Raw genomic sequence first — 23,922 nt, 5'->3', positions numbered from 1 at the left:
AAAGGAATAAAGATTGTTTTTTACTGATAAGCTGATTAATGGGCTATTCACTTATATCTTCGCTTCTTTACTGCTTTGCTCCTTTACGAGCGTTAGTCTTTCCACGCATTGCGCAGGATGCGCAGCCAGTTGCCATGCATCACATTTTCGATATCTGCTTTGCTGTAGCCTCTTTTTGCCAGCAGGTCCGGCAGTTTTTGCATGTCGGCAATAGTTTCCAGGTCGTATGGGCATTGTTCTTTACCGAATGCGCCATCCAGGTCCGTACCGATACCCACGTGCAGGGCATTACCAGCGATCTGGCAAATATGATCCATGTGGTCGATCATTTTTTCGAGGTTGCATCCCATCGCTTCGGGGGTGGATTTTCCGCGTACCCAGCCCGGTACCATCATCCAGGCATCGAGGGCGCCACCTATTACGGCGCCTTTCCGGATGAGGACTTTGATCATGTCATCGCTGAACTGGCGGTTGTGATCTACCAGGGCGCGGCAGTTATTATGACTGGCCCAAACGGCGCCGTTAAACAGGTCCATGGCATCCCAGAAAGCATCATCGCAAAGATGGGTAGCATCAAGGATCATGTTTAGCTTTTCCATTTCTTTGATCAGCTGTTTACCTTTTTCATTCAGATGACCGGTAGCATCTGTCCCATTTGCATATCGTCCGGGCCCATAGTGCGCTGGGCCAATGGCACGTAATCCTTTGTTATAGGCACGTTCCAGGTATTTCAGGTCAATGATGGAGTCGGCGCCTTCAAGGCTCAGTATATAGCCGATTGGTTTCTGATCGTTGGGCGTACCGTTGTTCCACAGTGCCAGGTGTTGTTCCAGGCCTTTGCGGTCTTTGATCATCACCATCTCCCCTTCGTCTTCCATGGCTTTGTACCAGGCCAGTTGTCCCTGTGTCTGGGCCCAGGCCTGTTCCGGTGAATGCCAGCCTGGCAACGGATTATCCGGTGCTACATAACGGCCTATCTGTGTGGCTACTACCAGTCCAATATTTCCTTTTCTCAATTCAGGGAACGCCACTACTCCTTTGGCGCGATCCGGCTTATCGGTTAATCCGGCTTCTCTGGCGCGGATGGCGGCAACAGGCTGTTTCAGGTCCCTGTTCCATTCCAGCGCGTTCATGCTGAGATCCAGGTGTGCATCTATCGTAAACATAGTTATTTCATTAATTAGCGTACAATTCTTCCGGACATACCGTTTTTCATCAGTTCTACTATTTCGGCGTAACTCACAATGGCCCAGTCGCCAGGAATGCTTTGTTTGATGGTACCGCAGGCGGTAGCAAAATCGATAACCTGTTGTGGTGCCTCGCCCTTCATCAGGCTATACAGCATGCCGGCAGTAAAGGCATCGCCTGTGCCGATCTGGTCGGTGATATCTGTCAGCGGAAACCCTTTGGCATAGTAAAACCGTCCTTCATGTGCCAGGGCGCCGGTGTACCAGAGCTGCTGATCTATTTGCCGGCGGAAGCTCATACCCAGTGTTTTAAGCCGGGGCATTTTTGGCAACAATGCGGTATAGCATTGTTCAAACCTTTGCTCCAATGATAATGTGGTGTCAGTGTCGATATCAAAATATACTTTCACCGCATCGAGGTCGGCTACTGTTACTTCGCTATGCTGCAGCAGTTCCGGCATCACAGCGGACGGATGTTGGCCATATTTCCAAAGTTTGGAACGATAGTTAAAATCCGATGAGATGGTAATCCCTGCCGCTACTGCTGCTTCCAGCGCCTCCCGGCAAACAGCAGCGGCACTTTCAGATACTGCAGCTGCTACGCCGGACCAGTGAAAACAATGGCTATGCGCCAATATCTCTTTCCAGTTAAGTTGCCCGGGTTCCAGGTCCGCATAAGAGGTTCCCGTTCTATCATAAATGACGCGGGTAGGCCGGATGCTGTTGCCGGGTTCTGTAAAATACAGGCCCAGTTTATCACCACCGAATAATACATGATCGGTGTTCACCCCATGACTCCTCAGTTGTTGAATACCTGCCCATGCCAGGTCGTTATCCGGCATCCGGCTCACATAATTGGCGGGTATCCCCAACCTGGCCAGCAGCACACATACATTGGCCTCGGCCCCTGCATAATAAGCGGTATATCCGTCTGTTTGCTGAAATCGCCTGCCACCGCTACTGTGCAGCCGCAGCAAAAACTCCCCGAAGGCTGTTACCCGAAGACCCTTGTTACCACCCGGTTTCTGCATTATTAAATTATTTTGTTACCTGGATATCGAACTATTTTTCAAAGTACTCTTTTTGAAGCAAACTCCGCTAAATATCCAAATATACAAATCAACCGCTGTCTAGTATAATTCAAACAGTGCTTCTATTTCCACGGGGATATTATCAGGTAATGAGCCAAAGCCTACAGCGCTTCTCACGCCTACTCCGTTTTCTTCCCCCCATACAGCTGCAAACAGTTCACTGCAACCATTGATCACGTAAGGATGGCGTTCAAAGTCGGGTGTACAGTTCACCATACCCAACACTTTGATCACGCGCTTTACCTTTGCCAGGCTGCCTACATGTGTTTTAATGGTTGACAGCATGGTTAAACCCACCTGGCGTGCTGCCAGCTTACCTTGTTCTATATCCAGTGCATCACCTATACGGCCAATGATCAATGATTTATCATCCTGTACCGGACCATGACCAGAGAGATACAGGTATTTACCATCTATCAGAAATGGTTTATACACTCCCAGCGGCGTCGGCGCCGGAGGCAATGACAGTCCCAGCGCTGCTAATTTCTCTTCTGCATGATTGTTTTCCATAGTTGCTGTTTTAGTTTTCTAAAAATATGATTTGATGATGTTGTACTATTATTTTTTGAAAGATAAATACCTACACGAACTTATCTAATATCAACACTCCTACCAGGCCCACGGTACCTACAATGGTTTCCATAACTGACCAGGAATACAAGGTGTGCTTAATGCTCAGGTTAAAATATTCCTTAAATAACCAGAAGCCCGCGTCATTCACGTGCGAAAACATGAGGCTTCCTGCACCTATTGATAATACCATCAGGTTGGGATTAACATGTCCCTGCAACATCAGCGGTGCTATCATGCCGGCAGCCGTGAGGCCGGCAATGGTGGCAGAGCCTACACAAGCCCTGATAATTGCAGCGGTTAACCAACCCAATACCAGTACGGGAATATGCCAGGATTGCATTGCATTCGCAATCTGTAAACTCACCCCGCTATCTGCGAGTACCTGTTTCAATCCGCCGGCGCCTGCAACAATTAATATGATCATGGTAATGTCGCGGATCGCATCTGCATAGATCGTCATGATTTCCTTTACGGGTCTTTGCTGGCAAATGCCCAATGAAAAGGTAGCTACCAGCAAAGCAAACAACATCACGGTAGGGGCATCTCCTGCAAACAATATCCAACGATGGATCCCGGTGTTTTCCTGGTTAAAAAAGTGCGCTAACAGCGTTGTAAAGATCAACAGTAATACCGGCAATAAAGCAGTGATAAAACTATTCATTTTTCCTGGTAAAGGCGCATCATTTACTTCCTGTTGCTGAAACAAAGCTGATGGCGCTGCCGGTATATGCTTCAGGTACCTGGAAAAAACGGGGCCGGCCAGTATCAGGGCTGGAATGGCCACTACCAATCCATACAACAATGTCAATCCCATATTGGCATTAAACTGTGCCACCAATGCAGCCGGCGATGGATGCGGCGGCAGAAACCCATGTGTAATCGACAATGCAGCCAATGCCGGCAATCCTATATATACCGCTGGTAATTTATACTGGTATATCACCGAGAAAATCAACGGCACCATCAACACAAAGCCTACTGTATAAAACAGTGGGATGCCGATAATAAATCCTGCTACCATCAATGCCCACTGCAGGTATTTTTCACCAAACAACTGCATCAGCGTGTTGGCAATTTGGCGGGCGGCACCACTTTCCGCCACCAATTTGCCCAGCATGGCTCCCAGTACAATAACGCTCAGCAACCCGCCAATGGTGTCGCCTATACCTTTTTGCAGGGAAGCGGAAATTTTATCCGGGGGTATTCCCAATAGTAACGCCGCCAGCACCGATACCAGGAGAAACGCAATAAAGGGATTCAGTTTGCACCACGTGAGCAAAACAACGAATACCAACATGCAAAATATTACTATCAGAAAAGACATAGCAGTAGCTTTTAGCAATTAGCTGTTAGCTGCTAACAGCTAATTGCTTAATCAATTATAATTTCATCTATCAGTAACTGGCTGTTACCACCTGCGCCATATTCGCCTTCAGGTATCACGCCTTTGTTGCGGGCCACCACTTTTACATACCGGGCCTTCACCGGCTTTACCGGCAAGCGTATAACATTAATCCCATTTACGGGGAAATCGGTAGCCGTAGCAAGTGATGTAAAGTGAACCCCATCAACAGAGATCCAAAACTCCAGGGAGGTAGGCGGCCACATTTTCTGCCAATGATAATTCAGGCAATTGGCCCCTACCTGCTGAATAGATTGTTCACTGCCCAAATCAATCACCGCCTCCAGGTCCCGTTTGCTGAAACCCAGCCACTGTTGATCATTATAGCGTTTAGATCCTGCAATACCATTTACCAGCAAACTGGCATCGCCGTTACATTTGGTGTTAGGCGCCTCTTTTAAAGTAATAGTGGCTCCCGTTGCTTTATTGATGGAAAACGACTGATGAAATAATCGTTGTACAGGTTGTTGCTGTTGATACAACGCCGCTTTGAGCGTGCTGCTTTTGGTGAGCCGTACCGGGTGCTTATATACCGCGCTGTGTGCACCGGGCATGCTGCCGTTGGTAGTGTAGCGGATAACAGCTGTTGTATCTGTGCTGTGCAGTGCAATGTACAACTGCCCTTTTGCGAGGCTGTCTATACTATAATTTATTTCGTCAAAATTATAGGCGGCAGCGATATGCTGTGCCCGCAGCAATGGCTGTTGTGCTTTCAGGCGGGAACGGAAATCAGCGTAGTCTCTCACGGTTTGCGGCGACCACGCCCTTTCTGCTACGGCCAGCAAACGTGGATATATCATGTATTGCGCCTGTTGTTCCGTATCCAGGTACTCACTCCAGACTTCTCCCTGCATGCCGGAAATATAAGGAAGCAATGCGGTATCCCCTGCGGCATGTAGCGGATCGTAGTGATATACTTCTTCCAAAGGCGTATATCCGCCGGCGGCTATTTTTTCTTCGGGATATAAAGACTGGTAGTGATCGAAATATAATTCATCTTCCGGTGTCATGATCACATGATGTTGTTGCTTCGCTGCAGCGATGGCACCGTCCACGCCTCTCCAGCTCATCACAGTGGCGCCGGGTGCCAGTCCGCCTTCCAGTATTTCATCCCAGCCGATGATTTTCCGGCCTTTGCTGTGCACATATTCACTGATCCTTTTGATAAAATAACTCTGCAGTGCATGCTCATCTGCCAGGTGTTCCTGTTTCATGCGCAACTGGCAGGCAGGGCAATGCGCCCATCTTACTTTCGGGCATTCATCCCCACCAATATGGATATACGTAGAAGGGAACAATTGTATTACCTCATCCAGTACATCCTGCAGGAAGGTGAAGGTACTATCGTTTCCCGCGCAGAACACATCATCAAATACGCCCCAGAACTGCGCAGTTTTATACGGTCCCTTTGTGCAGCCCAGCTCAGGATAAGCGTTGAGCGCTGCCAGTGCGTGACCGGGCATTTCAATTTCCGGGATCACGGTGATATGCCTGGCAGTGGCATAGGCTATCACTGCTTTTACTTCTTCCGTAGTATAATACCCGCCATATTTCTTTCCGTCAAATACATGTGGTAATTCTTTCTTGTGTCCGATCAGTGTCTGGTCACGCCATGCGGCAACAGACTGCAGCTTAGGATACTTCTTTATTTCAATACGCCAGGCCTGGTCGTCGGTAAGATGCCAGTGAAAGTTGTTGATCTTATAGCGTGCCAGCTGATCAATAAACTGTTTGATAAAGTCTACCGAAAAGAAATGGCGGCTTACATCCAGGTGCATGCCCCGGTAGCCGAAGCGGGGGTAGTCGTGTATCACAGCTCCCGGTAATACCAGCGTGGTAGCGTTTTGCTGCTGCCATAGTTGTTGCAGTGTGGCAATACCGCGTACGATGCCGGTAGCATTGTACGCAGTGATAGTCACTTGTTCTTTGTTGATGTGCAGCAGGTATTCTTCAGGCTGCTTTACGAGGATGGTGTCGGTATGCAATATGATACGGTTGCTGCCGGGTTGTGTAGTCAGCCGTAAGGTTTTCTTAGTTTGCTGTTGAATGTATTCCTGTAGCAGCGATGCGGCGCCTTCATTGCTCGGATCGGCCAGCAGCAAGGTGTTAGGGGTTAGCTGAAAGTGATCTGAATTATAGGTAGCGCTCACCGGCAAAGGAACCAAGGCTGCCTTTGCGGCAGCCTTATTCCCCTGTGACATAGTTGTGTTACAAACCCCTGCTAATATTGATAAAAGCAATATTCTTTTCATGGTTATTTATCCCACCAAATTCTGGTTGTTAATAAATCCGGTCCCTGCCTGTTTACTGCCTCGCGGTAATGTGCACCATTGATACCTTGTTCTGCAATAGCATAAGGCAAACGGCGGGGAATAGTGCCACCGGTAGCATTACCCACATAATTTACAGGTACCAGTACAGGATAGCCGGTACGCCTCCAGTTAGCATAGGCCTCCTGTTCATCCAGGAATAAGGCGGCCCAGAACTGTGTATGAATCTGGTTCATTTGTGCATCAAAAGTACCAGCAGCATTCAATGGATGCGCCGTTACATACTGGTTGATCTTATCACCGGCAATTACGCCAGCAGGGCCGAACAGCGACCAGTTCTTCAACGCAGCAGTAACCCCATCATTATAGTATTGTGTTTTATCACCGGATACCCAACCACGCAAAGCGGCTTCGGCAAGTAACAAGTTAGTTTCGGCATTGCTTAATAACAGCAATGGTGCAGCATTATTTAAAACAGTAGCAGGATTAGGTTCTGAGTAAGTAACAAAATCTGCTGTTTTCTTATCGGAGCCATTAGGCATACCTTTTTGAATAGCCGCGGAAGTATCCGGCGTATTGTTATTCCATACTACCGATACTACCCCCAAACGTGGATCATTATTATTTTTCAGGAAGTCGATCCAGGTTTTACTGTATTTACCCCACTCGATGTTATCGGCGCCGTGGGAATTCAGACTATAATCCTGCCCTACAAGTTCAAAAGCAACGGGATTATTGTTATATGTCTGAGGACCGTTGCTATAATGTAATACCGCGCTTTCCTCACCTTTGAGAATAACGCCACCGGCAAACGCCTTTTGTACCCAATCTTTCGCCACTACTTTCCCATCTGTTACTTTGGTAGCACGCATGGCTACTCTTAACATCAGGGAGTAGCCAAACTTTTTCCACATGGCTACGTCTCCTTTGTACAGCAGGTCTGCGTCTTTGAAAGAAGAAGCGTTGGGATCGGGATTAAATGCTTTGATCGCTTCATCCAGCTCCTTTAGCATGTCTGCATAAATATCCGCCTGTGCATCATATTTAGGCAGGAATACACTGTTTCTGCCCTGGGTAGCTTCAGAATAAGGCACATCTCCGTATAGATCGGTGATACGCTGCATCAATAATACTTTCCAGATACGTGCAGCCGATAGTTTATTTACATCTGCAGCCCTTGCAGGTGTTTTCAATGTAGTAATAATCTCCTGCAGCGTAAGGATGGCGTTAGTATAGATGTAACGGAAATAAAAGCTTTGATAAAAATCATTCATCGCATACTTGTCGCCTGCACCGGAACCACCAATTTCTTTTGCGATGGAGAAATGCTGAATATAAGTACCGCAATGGAGATAAGACGTATAAAAGTAGGTTCTGTCATACACCAGGTTACCTTTCAACAAACTCTGGGTGAAAAGAAAGTTGACATTCGGCGTGGTAGAAGCATTAGGATTTGTATTCAGTTCTTCAAATCCTTTGTCACAGGCTGACAGTCCAAGTACTGTACCCAGGAGAAATATATATTTATATCTGGCCAATCGTTTCATAATAAACTTTTTTAAACGTGAACTACAGTTTTACCATCAGGTTTATACCATAACTTCTGGTACGTGGCACTCCAAACATTTCAAAGCCTTGCGCGTTGGCGTTGCTGAAAGTAGACTCCGGATCAATATTGGGGGCGTTTTTATAAAGTATCAGCAGGTTCCTGGCCACGAAGGAAACAGAAGCTGCCTGTACTTTTGCGAAAGCGATAGCTTTTGTTGGAATGGTATAGGTGAATACTACCTGTCTTAATTTGATGAAGCTCGCATCATATACAAACTTTTCAGAGATATTCTTGAAGTTATCATAGTACTGTTGCAGGCCGCTTGTATAAGTAAACGTTTTAGTGAAAGGCTTATCATCTGTGTCAACGCCGGTTACGGTTAACCCCTCTTCCCTGCCTGGCAACGTTATTTTATTCAAACCAAAGCGGGTAGCATAGAGGTTGGTACCGGAATAAATATGCCCTCCAAATTTACCATCGATGAGGAAGCTCAGGTTAAACTGTTTGTAACGGAAGTTATTGGTAATACCACCGGTCCATGGAGAAATCCCTGTTCCCAGATCTTTCTGTTCGGTTACTTCGTAGCCGTTTGCCTTATTGTAGATGGTTTGTCCCTGTGCATTTTTCTTCGCAGCAAATCCTTTGATGATGCTATAAGGTTTACCTACTTCAGCGAAGAGGAAAGCATAGCTGTTTACAGCAGCATCTAACTGCAGGTTGTTAAGTCCTTCGTTGAGTTTCAGTACTTCATTTTTATTGTAAGCAGCATTTACACTTACCTCCCAGGAGAAATTTTTCTGTTTAACCGGTGTACCGGACAGCATCAGCTCCACTCCTTTGTTGTTCATTTCACCTACGTTCAGGTAAGCGAAGTTGTAACCGGATCCTGGAGAGATGGCCGCCTGCATGATATCATCGGTAGTTTTACGATTGTAAACAGTAATGTCTGCAGACAACCTGTTATGCAGAAAACGGCCTTCGATACCTGCTTCAATAGTAGTAGAGGTAAACGGTTTCAGATCCTGGTTAGGCGCAATCAGTAAGCCGGAGCCTACACCATTGGTTTGCGTTGGTGTTTGCAATGGTTGTCCTAAGTGACCGCCGCCCGGAACCATGCTATAGGTTTGGTTCAGTGCATATGCCAGTGGTGCACCACCACCTACTTTAGCCCATGAAGATCTCACTTTGGCATAGTCTATCCATGATGGCATGCTGAGTGCTTCTGACAGCAGGAAGCTCGCTCCTACGGAAGGATAAAAGATATTATTCTTTTTAGGAGACAAAGTAGAGAACCAGTCGTTACGACCCGTAGCGGTGATAAATAACAGGTCTCTGAAAGACAGGTCCAGTGAGCCGAATACAGAATTGGTTGCCTGGCGCTGGTTAATATTTTTAATGCTCAGGTTCTTTACATTGGACTGATCATAAAAACCTGGCTCAAAAAATCCTTTACCATCAAAAACGATGGCATCGGATGTTGATTTGCGCTTATTACCGCCGGCCATTGCTGTTAGGCCAAAGTCTTTACCCAATTTCGCCTGGTAGTTCAATGTCAGTTCCGCGTTGGTTTCAGCGCTGGCGGTAGATGACTGGGCGTAGAAGCCATCAGACGCATAGGCAGTACCGGAAGGTACAATACCTACATAACCTGCGTTCATATAGTCGTGGTTTACGCGACCACGGATAAACAGGTTTTCAAGGATATTATACTTAATGCTGACGTTACCAATAAAGCGGTTACGGTTATCATCATTTTTAAACTTGTTAAGAATGAAGTAAGGGTTACCTGCAAAGTCAGAAGGATTCCATTTCACTTCATTTCCATCTTTATCATAGCCTGGATTCATATTGCGGATATCCACTGTATTGGCCAGCATATAAGTACTCCAGTTCAGGTTGCCGGGTGCATCAGATACACCGCTTCTGTTTTGCGCTTTTTCGATATTATACTGCGCATAAGCTTCTACCGACAATCTCTTGCTCAGATTGGAATTCACGCTGGCTGAAAATATTTTCTTATTCAGGTGCTGATTGGGCACCAGGCCATGGTTGTTCATATCTGACAGGGAGGCGCGATAAGTGGTGTTATCATTTCCACCTGCAAAAGATACGGTGTTGGTAAAAGTGGTACCTGTTCTGTAAAAATTTTTGATATTATTTCTTTGTGCGGAATACGGACGACTTACCCCATCAAATTGTATCACATTGCTGCCATCCATTTTTGGGCCCCAGGAGAGGCGGCCTGCGCTGATAGCGGCGCTTTGGGTAGTTGGTTTCGCGCCATTCACACCGGAGCCATATTCATACTGCCAATCCGGGATAATAGCCGGTGTTTCTGCAGTGAGGGTGGAGTTATAATCCACGCCGATTCCTTTTTGCTTTACTCCTTTTTTGGTAGTGATCAGGATGACACCGTTGGCTGCACGTGCGCCATACAACGCAGCAGCAGGACCTCCTTTCAATACGGTGATGCTTTCAATATCATCCGGGTTAATACCGCCGATACCATCACCGCGGTCGCTATTGAGACCAATAGCACCGTTGCCGCTGGCAGGAACGCTTTGCGTGGTGTTATCTATGGGCATACCGTTAATTACATACAGTGGCTGGTTATCACCATTCAATGAACCGGTGCCACGGATGATTACGCGGCTGGAACTACCAGGACCTGCAGCGAGACCGGAAGCATTTACGCCGGCAATTTTACCCGTCAACGCGTCTGCCACGTTGATCTCGCGGGCTTGTGTAAATTCACTGCCTTTTACTTCTGTCACCGCGTAAGCCAGTGCTTTCTTGTCTTTTTTGATGCCTAATGCGGTTACCACCAGCTCTCCCAGTGCTTTGGAAGCCTGTTCCAGCTGGATGTTCACCTGTGTTTGACCAGGTGCTACGTTCACTTCCTTCCTTTCATATCCGATATAACTAACAGCGAGAGTGATGTCGGCAGCATGACTGGCAGGGATGTTTAAAGTAAATTTTCCGTTGGCGTCGGTAACAGCGCCCACTCCTTTTGCGGATAGCAGGGAGATGGTAGCGCCAATAATTTGTTGTCCATCAGGCCCCTTTACAGTACCGGAAATGGATTTGTTGGCAGGTGTCTGGGCATAACTCCCGAAACAAAACAAGAGGCTCAGTACAGGTAGCATCAGTTTCGTGAAAGTTGCCAGCTTTATGACATTTTTCATCATTGTGGTTTGGTTGATAGTCTTCAAATAATGCGGAAATACTGCTCTAAAATAGGTATTTCGTTCATTTCTGCAAATTATTTGCAAATAATTATTGCAAATAAATCGCAACAAAGACGGATACATCACAATAATATATTGATTATTAATATTTTAATTATTTACAACTTTTGCAGAAAAATTATTTTTATTGTCAAAAGTGCAAAATCGATATTGAACCCATATTTTTGCGCTAATATTATTTTACCCGGCAGTCCGAAACTTTGCAAATGCTGGGATTTTTAACTATCATCACCCTCTGAATTGTCGCAACGCTATGGATAGTCCGAACACGCAGGAGCAGCTTCCTTTTGCTTCCCTCACAAAAAAAGCGAGGAAGCAGTTAATTATACAGCAGGTAAATATTCATACCCGCATCACCTATTCCGAACTGGTGGGGCTGATCAATGTATCAGAAGACACCATCCGGAGAGATGTAAATGAACTGGCGGAAGACGGAGAAGTAGTGAAGATTAAAGGAGGCGCCATGTCTATTGCCTATCATTATGGGCATGAATCACAGACCTATGCGCAGAATAACAAGCTGGTGATTGCAGAGAAAACACTGCAACTGCTTCGCGATGATATGATCGTTTTAATCGGTGGCGGCACCACCATCCGGGAGTTCATCAAAAAGATACCCGCTACCCTGCGCGCCACGTTTATCACGGTAAACGTACTCTCCGCAGTGGAGCTGCTTGATAAGCCTATGATAAAAACAATTGTCATCGGCGGACAAATTTCTGCCTATAGCCAGATGACCGTGAGCGGCGAAGTATTTGAATACCTGTCTAACATCAAAGCAGACCTCTGTATCATTGGTACCAATGCCATTGATCCGGTGAACGGATTAACCGACGCCGACTGGGAAACCATACAGGTAAAGAAAGCCATGATCAAGGCAACCGAAAAAGTAGCCATACTGGCCATTTCTGAGAAGCTGAACTCTTCCATGAAAATGAAAATTGCCGATCTGCAGGACATTCATTACCTCATTACTGAACTCCCCGCTGACAGCCCCGAATTACAGGCGTACAAAGCGAAAAATCTGATTCTTTTGTGAGCAGAAAGCATAAAGCCGAAAGCAAAAAGCTATTTTAGCGAGTGAACAGCGCGTATAACTTATCCGCTTTGATCCATCCGCTAAAATAGCTTTTTGCTTTCGGCTTTATGCTCTACTTAGCCGGCTTCTTATCAAACAGCGATGCCGGCTTTATCTTCTCATATTCTACTACGCCTGTTTGCTTAGCCCACTCGAAATAAGCAGCAGACAACTCATTTACGACCTGCGTATTTTTAGCTGCCACATCATTGGTCTCCCCACGATCCTGCTCTACATCATACAGTTCCCAGCGATACTGCGGATAAATGGACACCAGTTTCCATTTGCCTTTTCTTACCGCTCTGTTACCAGCACGCTCCCAGAACAGCGGGACCTCGCGGTTCAATGCATCTCCACGGAAAAACAAGCCGGCAAGACTTTTCCCGGGTAATGCATTCGGCTTTACACCATTGTATTTTTCGGGATATTTCACGCCCGCTACTTCATAGAAGGTAGGCGCCAGATCTATCAGATGGGCAGTGCCTTTCGCAATAGTGCCCCCTTTAATTTTACCGGGAAACCAGGCGATCAGCGGAGAACTGATACCTCCTTCATACATGAAGTTTTTGAAAGCCCTGAAAGGACTGTTTGATACGAAAGACCAGTTTTTCCCCTGCGACTCAAAAGAACCGGCGGTACCCACCGGGCCTGTATTCCTGGCTGCTTTAGGCCCCCAGTGTGCAACATCTTCCGCCGGCGCACCATTATCTGAAATGAATATTACCAGCGTGTTATCATCTTTCTTCAATGCTTTCAAGGCATCCAGTACCTTGCCTACACCCTGGTCCATCCGGTCTACCATGGCGGCATATACTTCCATCTTCGATTTCCAGAGTTGCTTTTCATCCCAGGTGAGACTATTCCACTCCGGTACTTCTTCATCGCGGGGCGCGACCGTTTGACGAGGGTCCAGTATGCCCAGTTGTTGTTGCCGTATTAAACGCTCGTGGCGAAGAGAATCCCAGCCAATATCATATCTCCCCTTATACTTTGCAATATCTTCCGGCAAGGCCTGTAAGGGCCAGTGTGGCGCATTAAAGGCAAGGTATAAAAAGAAGGGCTTATTGGTTTTGCTTTGTTCCTGCAGGTATTTCACGGCATGGCCGGCAATTTCATCGGTAAAATAATAACTGTTGTCTGCCGGGTGCAGGCGCTGGTTATTCTCTACCAGTACCACAGGATATTGGCTCCCGCCCAATGGCATCGGCTTTGCATCGAAGTAGTCGGCCCCACCACCAATCACACCGTAATATTGCTCGAAACCACGTTGATTAGGCCAGGACAGGCTATCGTTGCCTACATGCCATTTACCCGACATCAGGGTATTATAACCCGCTGTTTTCAACACCTCCGCCAGCGTCAGCGATTCCTTGTTAAGAAAGCCCTGATAAGCAGGCAGGCCCAGGTTTACATCAAAATAGCCGATGCCGGCCTTATGCTGGTACTGACCACTCAACAAAGATGCGCGGGTAGGCGCGCAAATAGAATTATTATAAAACTCTTTTAAACGCAATCCTTCAGCAGCTAGCCGATCGAGGTTGGGAGTATGTATTTCAGAGCCATAGGCGCCCAGGTCCGAATATCCCATATCATCTACCATGATGAGAATAATATTGGGCTTCTTCGTTTGTGCGGCAACGTTAGTAGTCCATATAGCGGCTACCGTTAAAGCAATCAATAATTTTTTCATGATCATTTTTTGTGTTTGCATTATTTATTCCGTTTTCCTCCGGCAGGCTGACCACCGCCTGTAGGGCCCGCAAATCCAGCCGGACCGGCGGGCTTTATTTTATCATAGTCTACCACATCATTTTCTTTGGCCCAGTTATCATAGGCAGCAGCCAGTTCTTTTACCACCTGTGGCTCCTGTGCCGCCAGGTTATTGGTTTCTGCGCGGTCTGTTTCCAGGTTATACAGTTCCCATTGTTTGGATGGCCAGGAGGAAATCAATTTCCACTTCCCTTGCCGTACCGCCCTGTTGCCGGCCCGTTCCCAGAAGAGCGGCACCTTGCGGGTAATTTCCTGTTGTGCAAACAGCAATGGCGTTAAACTAATGCCAGGTAAAGGATTTGTGTTGATATGATGGTAGGAAGATGGATACGCAGCGCCGCCTATTTCATAAAATGTAGGCGCCAGGTCGATCAGGTGGGCCGTACCCCGTGCGATGCTACCTGCCTTGATCCTGGCAGGATACCAGGCAATCAGCGGCGAGCTGATACCGCCTTCATAGGCACTGGCCTTGTAAGACCGGAACGGCGTATTAGATACATGCGCCCAGCTCTGTTCCTGGTAATCATAAGATCCTGCAGAACCAATAGGACCGGAACTGCGTGGCCTTTTCCTGCCTGTTGGTATAAAACCGCCCTGGGCGCCATTATCGGAGATAAATACAATCAACGTATTCTCATCTTTCTTCAACTCTTTTAACTTCGTCAATATCTTACCGATGCCCTGGTCCATACGATCAATCATGGCGGCATATACCTCCATTTTCTTTTGCCACAATTGCTGCTCGTCGTAGGTAAGACTTTCCCAGGCAGGTACTTCTGGATCCGGCGCAATCGTTGCATTGGGAGCAATGATGCCTAGTTTTTTCTGTTGAGCAATCCGTTCCCGGCGCAATGAATCCCAGCCGATCGCATAACGACCTTTATACTTTTCAATATCTTCCGGCAATGCCTGTAGCGGCCAGTGTGGCGCATTGTAGGCTACATACAAAAAGAAAGGCTTGTTTAATTTGCTTTGTTCGTCCAGGAATTTCACCGCGTGGCCGGCAATTTCGTCGGTGAGGTACTGTCCCGGTTGCAGGTTGAAAGAACGGTTGTTCTCTACAAGCGGTACTGGTGGCGCCTTATCCGGGTAGTTACCAATATCGAAATAGTTGCTGGCGCCGCCAATAAAACCAAAAAAACGGTCGAAACCCCGCTGATTAGGCCAGGCAATACTATCATCTCCCACATGCCATTTTCCCGACATCAACGTGCTGTAACCCGCTTCCTTCAATACTTCTGCCAGCGTCAGTGATTCTTTGTTCAGGTATCCCTGGTAGGCAGGCAGACCGAGGTTCACGTTAAAATAGCCTACACCGGCTTTGTGATTCGATTGACCGGTAAGCAACGACGCACGCGTGGGCGCACAGATGGAGTTGTTATAAAACTCCTGTAGCCGCAGGCCTTCCGCCGCAAGGCGACTGAGATTAGGCGTGTGTATTTCTGAGCCATAAGGCGCGATATCGGAGTAACCCATGTCATCCACCATAATCAGGATGATGTTGGGCCGCGACGCCTGTTTCTGCTGGGCAAAGCCCCCATGGCTAGCAGCAAGCCATGAGAGCAGGAATAATATTCGTTTCATTGTTGGCATTTATGTATTAATAGTTCACCCAAAGCGGGTCTTGTTTCAACTTCGGATTTAGGTTCAGTTCCCGTTGTGGCGTAGGAAAGTGAATATGACGGGGCGCCGCCAGCGTTTTCCCTGCTGCCTTTAATACTTTCACATAATAATCAGGGCCTCTTCTTACGAGGTCAAACCAACGCTGGTATTCATATACCAGTTCTTTCCTTCTCTCCTGGAACACGCTATCTCGGAAATTATCTGCACTCAATCCGGGGGCTACGTCCTGCAGGCGTGGCACATTGGATCGTTGCCGTACGGCATCAATGGCGTCGTATGCGGCAGCAGAAGGGCCATGATTCACTTCATTCAATGCTTCTGCATAAATAAGCAATACTTCTGCATACCGGATAATAGGTAAGTTTTTAGACGATTCGCCCTGGCTGCCTACTACGGCAGGATCATAATATTTATTCAGGTGTGGTTCAAAGGTGTACAGTTTACCATCTGTGGGGCTGGTCATCTGGGTCACAAATGTGACCGCTTTACGGGCATCTCCTTCACCAAAACTTTCGTATAGCCCTCCCTGTTTGTGTATGGCGTCGGCATAGTCGCCGTTAATACCAGGTACTTCATTGGGAGCGGAGCGACTGGCAAGGCTGTTTCCCTGGTATGCAGCGTTTCCCTGGAACTGTGCAGAGAAAATATGTTCCTTCCCGTTTTTTTTCGCCACATTAAATACATCGGCAAAGTTCTCAAACAGTTCATACCAGTGAAGATCAATGATCTCTTTACTTTTATCGGCAGCCAGTTGCCAGTCTTTTTTTGTAAGATATACTTTGGCCAGCAGGCTCTTTGCGGAGCCGGCAGTGGCGCGGCCAATATCTGCCGGGCCATATTCCGCCGGTGCCGGCAGATGTTCTGCATCCTGCAGGTCCTGGATGATTTGCAGGTATACGGCCTGTTCGGGTGCTTTCTCAACATATAAGGCGTCCGGCGACAATGATGCCGGTGCATGCAGCACCAATGGCACTGCGCCAAACCATCTCACCAGGTTAAAATAATGTAGTGCCCGCAGGAATTTTGCTTCATTGATCAAACGCGTTCTAATGGTTTCGTTGATACTACCTTTACGGATCAACGCAATCTGATCAATGGCGATATTAGATACATTGATGGCATCATAGCTCTGTTTCCACAGTTGCTCCATACGATCGTTGGAAGCATCGTGGGTAAGACCGGAGATAGCGCGTACATGGGCGTTACGGGCCCTGGGGCCTGCTTCATAATCATCAGTCGCCATTTCCACGCCTATCTGGAAAAGGCTGTTGTACAGTGATTGTCCTGTTTCATACAATTTACGATAGGCGGCAGTTACCGCTGCCGTGGCTTCTGCTTCATTCTTATAAAAATTATCGGAAGTAATCACTGCTTCCGGCTGTTCATCCAGCCTGGAGCAGGATGCCGCCGTAATAACCAGCAGTAGAGCGATATATATCTTTTTCATGTGTCCTGATTTTTTAGATAAACAATATGGATTAGAAAGTAATCCTGGCGCCGCCGCTAATAGTACGTGCTACCGGGTAAATACCCAGGTCTGTTCCCGGTGAAACGTTGTTCCCGGAAGTCACTTCCGGATCGAAACCGGTGTATTTGGTCCACGTGAATAAATTTTGTGCAGTGGCGAATACATTCACCGCCGATATTTTCCCGGTGATTCGTTTAGGCAGTGTATATCCCAGCGTGATGCTCTTCACCCGCAGGAAAGAACCGTCTTCAATAAAGCGGTCGGAGAAAACCGGCGCCGGATCCAGCTTTGCGCGGGGTATTGCCTGACTTGGATTTGTTGGCGTCCAGCGGTCCAGGGCAGATGCTGCCGCTCCTTGCTGACCGTTAAACAGCTCCAGCGATTGGCGGTTGGAATTCAATATTTGATTGCCATAGGACCCTTGTAGCAGCAGCGACAAATTAAATCCCTTCCACGAGAAGTTGTTGGTGAGGCCAAAAATAAAATCCGGTTGTGCATTGCCGATAATCGTTCTGTCGGCAGCCGTAGTAAAAGTGCCATCTCCGTTGATATCTTTATATAGCCTGTCGCCCGGTTTAGGAACAGCATTGCCCGTCAGCTTCCCTTTCTTTCCTTCTTCCCCGGTTTGCAGGATACCGTCGGTTACCGTGCCATAGAAGCTGCCCAGCGGCTCGCCCACACGTATAATGTAGTTGCCGCTGATATACGACTTCGCGCCGTTTCCAATAGTTAACACGCGATTACGGTTCAGGGAAACATTTAAATCCGTTCCCCACGTGAACGCCCCTACGAAATTCTTGCTGCTTACGCTTATTTCTATTCCTTTATTCTGTACGCTACCGAAGTTTTGCAGGGAAGATGCCTGCCCGGAAGTCCACGGTATTTCTACATTCAGGAGCAGGTTGGTTGTTTTTTTATAATAGGCATCGAGGGTCAGCAACAACCGGTTATCCAAAAACCCGATATCTATGCCCCCATTGTACTGGAAGGTTTTCTCCCAGCCGAGGTGGTCATTTGCCAGGCGGGAAGGCGCAAACCCTGTGGCTACTTCTTTTCCGAAAAGGTATCCCAATGTATATAAAGTGGCGAGCGACTGGTACTCTCCTATTTCAAGGTTACCGGTAGTACCGAAGCTGGCCCTGAGTTTCAGGTCACTGATTTTTTTTAACAAGGGTGCAAAAAATGATTCATTGCTCACTCGCCATGAAGCCGCCGCAGAGGGGAAGTAGCCCCACTTGTTGCCTTTACCGAAGCGGGAAGATCCATCTGCGCGGATACTGGCCGTAAAATAATAGCGACTGTTATAATTATAATTTACCCGGGAGAGATAAGAATGCAATACCCATGCAGTAGCGTCGGAATAAGGCCGAACCAAGGTAGATCCGCCCTGCAGGTTATTATACGTCAGCTCATCTGTTACAAAGCGCTGTGCGCCGGCCCTGGTAACATCGCTTTTAAATTCCTGCTGGGTAAATCCGGCCAACACATCCAGCGAGTGTCGATGGAATACACGACTATAGGAGATGGTGTTTTCATTGAGCCAGGAATAGCTGTTGTAAGTACCTTTAGCGGCATTTCCTTTCGTTAACAGCCCTTCATAAATAGAGGCCGGTATGTAATTTTTTTCGGTATTATTACTTACGTCGGTACCGAGCAACACTTTCAGGTTTAATCCTTCTACCAGGTTGTATTCTGCGAAGGCAGTACCTAACAGGCGGTTGGCGGTGGACTTGTTAATCTGCTCCTGTAGGGTGGCAATTGGATTTGCAAAAATATTTTCAAATGGATTACGCAGGGTGTAGTTGCCGCTGGCATCGTAGATGGTGGCGGTAGGCGGCATCTGCAGCAGGGAAGTGATAATGCCGGAAGGCGCAACGTTTGCGTCAGATTTACTCACGGTGAGATTGGCGCCGATTTTCAACTTATCATAGGGTTGCGCATCTATGTTGGCACGCAAACCAATGCGTGAGAAATCTGTATTTTTCAGTATACCCGTCTGATCAAAATAGTTACCGGAAATAAAGTACCGTGTTTTGGCGGTTCCCCCGCTCACCGACAACTGATGATTTTGTTGCGGAGCTGTGCGGAAGGCAGCATCCTGCCAGTCGGTGCCAGCTCCCAGTTTATCAATGTCGGCCTGCGACAGGTATTGGTACTTTCCTTTGGAAGGATCGGTATCATAGAAAGCATCGTTTCTCAGGATCGCGAAATCATGTGCGTTGAGCACATCTATTTTTTTGCGAAGCGATTGCACACCGTAACTACCTTCATAGGTAATGCTGTTCCTGTCGGCCTTTCCTTTGCGGGTAGTAATAATCACTACGCCGTTGGCGCCGCGGGAGCCATAAATGGCGGTGGCAGAAGCATCTTTCAGGATATCTACACTTTCAATATCAGATGGATTGATGCTGGCCAGCGGATTTACCGGTGTACCGGTGAGGATACCGGGCCCGGCAGGACTGTTATAAATCGGAAATCCATCTATCACATAAAGTGGTTCATTTCCACCTTGTATGGAGCTACCTCCGCGAACGCGGATACTCACGCCTCCTCCGGGCTGCCCGGAGGTTTGCGTTACCTGTACACCAGCCACAGCGCCTTTCAGTGCCTGATCTACAGAGCTGAGTGGTTGCTTTAGCAAGGGACCGGAAACGGCGGCAATAGCGCCGGTGAGGTCACTTTTTTTCTGTGTGCCATAGCCTACCACTACCACATCGTTCAGCTGACTTTGTGCCGGTTCCAGCGGAATTTCGATGTGTTCCCCGTTGGCCGTGATTTCCAGGCGACGATAACCAACGTAACTAACGATTAGTATGTATGGAAATTTTTGCCCGGTAACAAAAGTAAATCGTCCGGCAGCATCGGCAGATACGCCATGGGTGGTCCCTTTAATATTTATCACGGCGCCTGGTAGCGGTTCGTGCGTTTTAGCATCCACCACTACGCCGGTGAGATGAGAGTTGATCAGTGGTGTACCTGGCGTTTGTGCCAGCAGCACAACAGGGAAAATAAATAACAGGAAGAAGCCCGTTTTTAACAGGTGTTTATCTCGTAAAATTTGTCGCATTGTAAACAACATTTAATCTGCTGATCAGTACCGTGACCACATCAGATAACAGGAAAGCCTATACAGTGTGAGTAAGGGGCACAATATGCCCACTGTCACCTGGTTGAATGAACAGCATGAATGAATAAGTATTAAAAAGAAGGTGCCGGAAAATGGCTACTGCATAGCGCAACAGACGAAACAGCACCTTGTTCCGTCGCTCATAGAGAAGATGTGAGATGTTGACATCTGGCTTGTTTTATTGGTTGAGAATGGTGTTGTGCCATAGCGTTGTCTTCCTGATAGTTTTATGTGGTGGTGCTAAAAACTATAAGGGCTTTCGTTCCTGCTGTAAGTAGTGCTGACGACGCTGTATGTTGAACAACGGCGTAAAAGTAAAGATAATTTTATTAGTACACAAGTTTTGTAGACTATTACTTTTTAAACTTTCTCCTTTCCCCGGGGTCCAACCAATGGAAAAACCATATTGAACATGAAAAAGTTCACCATCGCTTTACTGTTGCTGGCAGCAGTAATCGGCACCGGATCAACAGCATATGCGCAGGTAAGTGTGGGCGTAGGCGTTTCTATCCGGGTAGCACCTCCCCCACTGCGGGTATATACACAACCTCCCTGTCCATATGACGGCTATATCTGGACACCGGGCTACTGGGCTTACGGACCGGACGGTTATTACTGGATACCGGGTGCATGGGTGATGCCACCGCGCGTAGGAGTACTCTGGACACCAGGTTACTGGGGATTTGCAGGGGGTATTTATAGCTGGCATGCCGGCTACTGGGGACCTCATGTAGGATTCTACGGTGGTGTTAATTACGGTTATGGTTATTGTGGTTCGGGCTTCTATGGCGGTATGTGGCGGGGCAATTCCTACCATTACAACACGGCTTATTCAAACGTGAATACCACTATTGTACATAACACCTATGTGAACAACACCTACATCAATAACAACACTGTTGTCAACAACCGCAGCAGCTTTAATGGCCCTGGTGGTATTACGGCCAGGCCTACACGTGTAGAAACGGCAGCGATGAATGAGCAGCATATCAATGCAACTTCAGCACAATTATCGCATGAACAAAATGCACGGAATAACCGGAGTATGCTGGCTGCCGGCAACAGCGGACGTATCATGGGCGGAAATCACACGGTGAGGCAGGGTACTACTTCACCTTCACCGGAAGGAAATCATGGCGGTGCACAACCCAATCATTTCAGCAACAACAATGCAACGGCGCGTATGAATAACAGCGATGGCGGCAATCATTTTAACAATAGCAGCAATCGTGTTAATGGAGGAGAAAATCACTTTAATAATCCTGCGCCTCGAGAGACTCATTTCAATAATCCTGCACCAAGGGAAAATCATTTTAGCAACGGTGGTGGTAATCGCATGGTGGCCATGCAGCACCAGCCCCATTTCTCACAGCCGCATATGAACGGTGGTGGCATGCCTCGCGGCGGCGGAGAACATTTCGGCGGTGGTGGCGGCCATGGTGGCGGCGGTCGGGGAAGACATTAGCGCTTTAACTGTTTCATCTCACCCTATTATTTCATCCTGCAAACTCCTCATCCATTTCATCCATTGTAAAAAGCCATCTATTCGATGGCTTTTTGCATTTTTTTATACCTGGTCTTGTAGCAATGCAGATCTCCCTCCATCCACCACGTAAGTGGTACCCGACGCAAAGCTGCCGTATTCGCTGGCCAGGAAAACGCACCAGGCACCGGTTTCGTCTGGTGTACCCAGGCGTTTCACCGGGTGAAGTTGTATTGTACGTGCGCGCTCAGCAGCAGGATCGGGGAAAGAAGCGAACCACTGTTGATTACCCGGCGTATCTATAAATCCCGGTGCCAATCCTACCACGCGGATGAATGGTCCCCATTCAATGGCCAACGCTCTTACAAGGCCGGTAAGCGCCGTTTTTGCTACATTATAGGGAAAACAGCCCGGTATGGTAGTATATGCCTGATTGGAGCTGATAATAATAATCACACCTTGCCCGGATGTTGCCAGGTATGGGCGACATAGTTTACACAGCCGCCAGTGCGAGGCCAGATTCAATTCTATATTTTGCTGCCATTGCTCTTCTGTACAATCAGCAGCGCCTTCGAAAAAATTAGCGCCCGCGTTGGATACTAAAATATCCAGCCGCCCCCAGGCTGTGATAACCTGGTTTACCAGGTTGCGCTGTTGCATCGCGTCGGTGATATCTGCCTGGATATACATGCCCGTTGCACCTGCTGCATGCAGCTCAACCAGGAACTCCCTTGCAGCGGGGCTTTCAGCCGGATCAAGGCCACAGCCGGCTACCATCGCTCCAGCTTTGCCCATCATCAACGCAATACCTTTTCCAATACCGGAGGTTACACCGGATACCAGGACTACCTTTCCGGTGAGTGATAATGATAATGCCATAATTTATTAAACATAAAACCCGGGACGGGGTTGTAAAATGCCCGGATGTTTTTCCATTTCTGCTTCCACTAAATCTACTCCCAGGCCAGGACGATCTGATAAATGCAACTGCCCGTTACTGATCATATCTTTGATAGGATAATTAATCACCGTATCTCTCCAGGGAACATCATTAAACATAAATTCCTGCCGGAAGAAATTAGGAACAGATGCACATACATGTGCGCTGGCAATGGTAGATAACGGTCCATTAGGATTATGCGGTGCCAGCAATACATTGTATGCCTCCATCATGGCAGCCATACGCTTCATTTCTGAAGGGCCACCGCAGCGGGTAATATCCGGCATGATAATATCGCATAACTGTTTTTCCAGTACCTGCCGGATGCCATGACGGGTATAATGCCGCTCTCCCACACAAATGGCTACGTTGCCCGGTAGCCGCTCCCGCACTGCCTTGAGGGTATCTGCACTCTCAGGGCCTACAGGTTCTTCATACCAGGTAATGTCCAGCGCAGCCAGTCGTTGGGCCATTTTTACGGCCACCCTGAAATTCAGCATAGCATGCGTTTCTATCATAATATCGAACTCAGGACCTACGGCATCACGCACTGCTTTACTGACATCAAAAGCCAGGTTTTGCTGTGCCACAGTTAGATTCAGGTTAGCAGATAAATCTTCTCCATAGAAATAATTTACATGTGCGAACGGATCAAACTTCAACCCGGTAAATCCAGCTGCTTTTACCTGTAATGCCTGTGCTGCATAATCTTCCGGTGTATGTGCCCCACCGGTAAACCAATAATTGGCATACAACAAAACATCTTTCCGGAAGGCGCCACCCAACAATTCATAACAGGGAACGCCCAATACTTTTGCTTTCAGGTCTAACAATGCCATGTCAATACCACTGATAGCACAAAGACTGGCGCCATAAGGACCTATCCAGTTCAGGTCGCGGTAAAGTTTGGTCCAGATAAAATCTGTGCGCATCGGGTCCATGCCGATAATACGTTCGCCTACGTGTTTGGCTGCATGATATACAATAGGGCTTCCCGGCCAGTTTGTAGCTTCGCCTACCCCGGTATATCCTTCATCTGTATATATTTTCAGGAGTGTCCAGTTATACTTAACTCCTTCTACCAGCCATACTTTAACCTCGGTTATTTTCATG

15 protein-coding genes are annotated in these 23,922 nt (G+C 47.5%); 2 read left to right on the top strand and 13 right to left on the bottom strand.

Features of this window, described 5'->3' with window-relative positions:
• Positions 1–92: 92 nt before the first annotated feature.
• The 7 genes from J7623_RS09050 to J7623_RS09020 form a co-directional block, all read right to left on the bottom strand.
• A complete protein-coding gene (locus J7623_RS09050; RefSeq protein ID WP_291919500.1) occupies positions 93–1,166 on the bottom strand; it encodes a membrane dipeptidase in 1,074 nt (357 codons plus the stop codon).
• Between the two features lie 14 nt (positions 1,167–1,180).
• Entirely contained in the window at positions 1,181–2,218 is a 1,038-nt protein-coding gene (locus J7623_RS09045) for a sugar kinase (protein ID WP_291919499.1), read from the bottom strand.
• 99 nt (positions 2,219–2,317) lie between these two features.
• A complete protein-coding gene (locus J7623_RS09040) occupies positions 2,318–2,788 on the bottom strand; it encodes a RidA family protein (RefSeq protein WP_291919498.1) in 471 nt (156 codons plus the stop codon).
• A 70-nt stretch (positions 2,789–2,858) separates the two neighbouring features.
• A complete protein-coding gene (locus J7623_RS09035; protein ID WP_291919497.1) occupies positions 2,859–4,175 on the bottom strand; it encodes a gluconate:H+ symporter in 1,317 nt (438 codons plus the stop codon).
• A 47-nt stretch (positions 4,176–4,222) separates the two neighbouring features.
• Entirely contained in the window at positions 4,223–6,454 is a 2,232-nt protein-coding gene (locus J7623_RS09030; RefSeq protein ID WP_291919496.1) for a family 20 glycosylhydrolase, read from the bottom strand.
• 53 nt (positions 6,455–6,507) lie between these two features.
• Positions 6,508–8,070: a SusD/RagB family nutrient-binding outer membrane lipoprotein gene (locus tag J7623_RS09025; protein ID WP_291919495.1), complete on the bottom strand. Its 1,563-nt coding sequence runs from the start codon at positions 8,068–8,070 to the stop codon at positions 6,508–6,510.
• A 22-nt stretch (positions 8,071–8,092) separates the two neighbouring features.
• Positions 8,093–11,260, bottom strand: a complete 3,168-nt coding sequence (locus J7623_RS09020; protein WP_291919494.1) for a SusC/RagA family TonB-linked outer membrane protein — start codon at positions 11,258–11,260, stop codon at positions 8,093–8,095.
• Positions 11,261–11,573: 313 nt separating this feature from the next.
• Between J7623_RS09020 and J7623_RS09015 the strand changes: the two genes are divergently transcribed.
• Entirely contained in the window at positions 11,574–12,359 is a 786-nt protein-coding gene (locus J7623_RS09015; protein ID WP_291919493.1) for a DeoR/GlpR family DNA-binding transcription regulator, read from the top strand.
• 112 nt (positions 12,360–12,471) lie between these two features.
• Here J7623_RS09015 and J7623_RS09010 read toward each other — a convergent pair whose 3' ends face one another.
• The 4 genes from J7623_RS09010 to J7623_RS08995 are packed head-to-tail and all read right to left on the bottom strand — an operon-like array spanning position 12,472 to position 20,326.
• A complete protein-coding gene (locus J7623_RS09010; RefSeq protein WP_291919492.1) occupies positions 12,472–14,088 on the bottom strand; it encodes an arylsulfatase in 1,617 nt (538 codons plus the stop codon).
• 20 nt (positions 14,089–14,108) lie between these two features.
• On the bottom strand, positions 14,109–15,752 hold the full coding sequence (locus J7623_RS09005) for an arylsulfatase (protein ID WP_291919491.1): 1,644 nt from the start codon (positions 15,750–15,752) through the stop codon (positions 14,109–14,111).
• A 16-nt stretch (positions 15,753–15,768) separates the two neighbouring features.
• Positions 15,769–17,238, bottom strand: a complete 1,470-nt coding sequence (locus J7623_RS09000; protein ID WP_291919490.1) for a RagB/SusD family nutrient uptake outer membrane protein — start codon at positions 17,236–17,238, stop codon at positions 15,769–15,771.
• 31 nt (positions 17,239–17,269) lie between these two features.
• Positions 17,270–20,326: a TonB-dependent receptor gene (locus J7623_RS08995; RefSeq protein ID WP_291919489.1), complete on the bottom strand. Its 3,057-nt coding sequence runs from the start codon at positions 20,324–20,326 to the stop codon at positions 17,270–17,272.
• Positions 20,327–20,798: 472 nt separating this feature from the next.
• Here J7623_RS08995 and J7623_RS08990 point away from each other — a divergent pair, with 472 nt between their 5' ends.
• The gene (locus J7623_RS08990) at positions 20,799–21,851 is read left to right on the top strand and encodes a YXWGXW repeat-containing protein (RefSeq protein ID WP_291919488.1); all 1,053 of its coding nucleotides are present in this window, start codon (positions 20,799–20,801) and stop codon (positions 21,849–21,851) included.
• Positions 21,852–21,953: 102 nt separating this feature from the next.
• Here J7623_RS08990 and J7623_RS08985 read toward each other — a convergent pair whose 3' ends face one another.
• A complete protein-coding gene (locus J7623_RS08985; protein ID WP_291919487.1) occupies positions 21,954–22,748 on the bottom strand; it encodes an SDR family oxidoreductase in 795 nt (264 codons plus the stop codon).
• Positions 22,749–22,754: 6 nt separating this feature from the next.
• Positions 22,755–23,921 carry a mandelate racemase/muconate lactonizing enzyme family protein gene (locus J7623_RS08980; protein WP_291919486.1) on the bottom strand — a complete coding sequence of 389 codons (1,167 nt, stop codon included), beginning with the start codon at positions 23,919–23,921 and terminating at the stop codon, positions 22,755–22,757.
• Between the last annotated feature and the right edge of the window lies 1 nt (position 23,922).

This window comes from Chitinophaga sp. (assembly GCF_017745275.1).
Taxonomy (GTDB): domain Bacteria; phylum Bacteroidota; class Bacteroidia; order Chitinophagales; family Chitinophagaceae; genus Chitinophaga.
The sequence above is the reverse complement of the archived record's forward strand: the minus strand, read 5'-3'. Positions and strand labels throughout refer to the sequence as shown.

Excerpts from the sequence above, each read along its gene's own strand:
- J7623_RS09050 (WP_291919500.1), bottom strand. The coding sequence starts at position 1,166 with ATGTTTACGATAGATGCACACCTGGATCTCAGCATGAACGCGCTGGAA.
- J7623_RS09045 (WP_291919499.1), bottom strand. The coding sequence starts at position 2,218 with ATGCAGAAACCGGGTGGTAACAAGGGTCTTCGGGTAACAGCCTTCGGG.
- J7623_RS09040 (WP_291919498.1), bottom strand. The coding sequence starts at position 2,788 with ATGGAAAACAATCATGCAGAAGAGAAATTAGCAGCGCTGGGACTGTCA.
- J7623_RS09035 (WP_291919497.1), bottom strand. The coding sequence starts at position 4,175 with ATGTCTTTTCTGATAGTAATATTTTGCATGTTGGTATTCGTTGTTTTG.
- J7623_RS09030 (WP_291919496.1), bottom strand. The coding sequence starts at position 6,454 with ATGTCACAGGGGAATAAGGCTGCCGCAAAGGCAGCCTTGGTTCCTTTG.
- J7623_RS09025 (WP_291919495.1), bottom strand. The coding sequence starts at position 8,070 with ATGAAACGATTGGCCAGATATAAATATATATTTCTCCTGGGTACAGTA.
- J7623_RS09020 (WP_291919494.1), bottom strand. The coding sequence starts at position 11,260 with ATGATGAAAAATGTCATAAAGCTGGCAACTTTCACGAAACTGATGCTA.
- J7623_RS09015 (WP_291919493.1), top strand. The coding sequence starts at position 11,574 with ATGGATAGTCCGAACACGCAGGAGCAGCTTCCTTTTGCTTCCCTCACA.
- J7623_RS09010 (WP_291919492.1), bottom strand. The coding sequence starts at position 14,088 with ATGAAAAAATTATTGATTGCTTTAACGGTAGCCGCTATATGGACTACT.
- J7623_RS09005 (WP_291919491.1), bottom strand. The coding sequence starts at position 15,752 with ATGAAACGAATATTATTCCTGCTCTCATGGCTTGCTGCTAGCCATGGG.
- J7623_RS09000 (WP_291919490.1), bottom strand. The coding sequence starts at position 17,238 with ATGAAAAAGATATATATCGCTCTACTGCTGGTTATTACGGCGGCATCC.
- J7623_RS08995 (WP_291919489.1), bottom strand. The coding sequence starts at position 20,326 with ATGCGACAAATTTTACGAGATAAACACCTGTTAAAAACGGGCTTCTTC.
- J7623_RS08990 (WP_291919488.1), top strand. The coding sequence starts at position 20,799 with ATGAAAAAGTTCACCATCGCTTTACTGTTGCTGGCAGCAGTAATCGGC.
- J7623_RS08985 (WP_291919487.1), bottom strand. The coding sequence starts at position 22,748 with ATGGCATTATCATTATCACTCACCGGAAAGGTAGTCCTGGTATCCGGT.
- J7623_RS08980 (WP_291919486.1), bottom strand. The coding sequence starts at position 23,921 with ATGAAAATAACCGAGGTTAAAGTATGGCTGGTAGAAGGAGTTAAGTAT.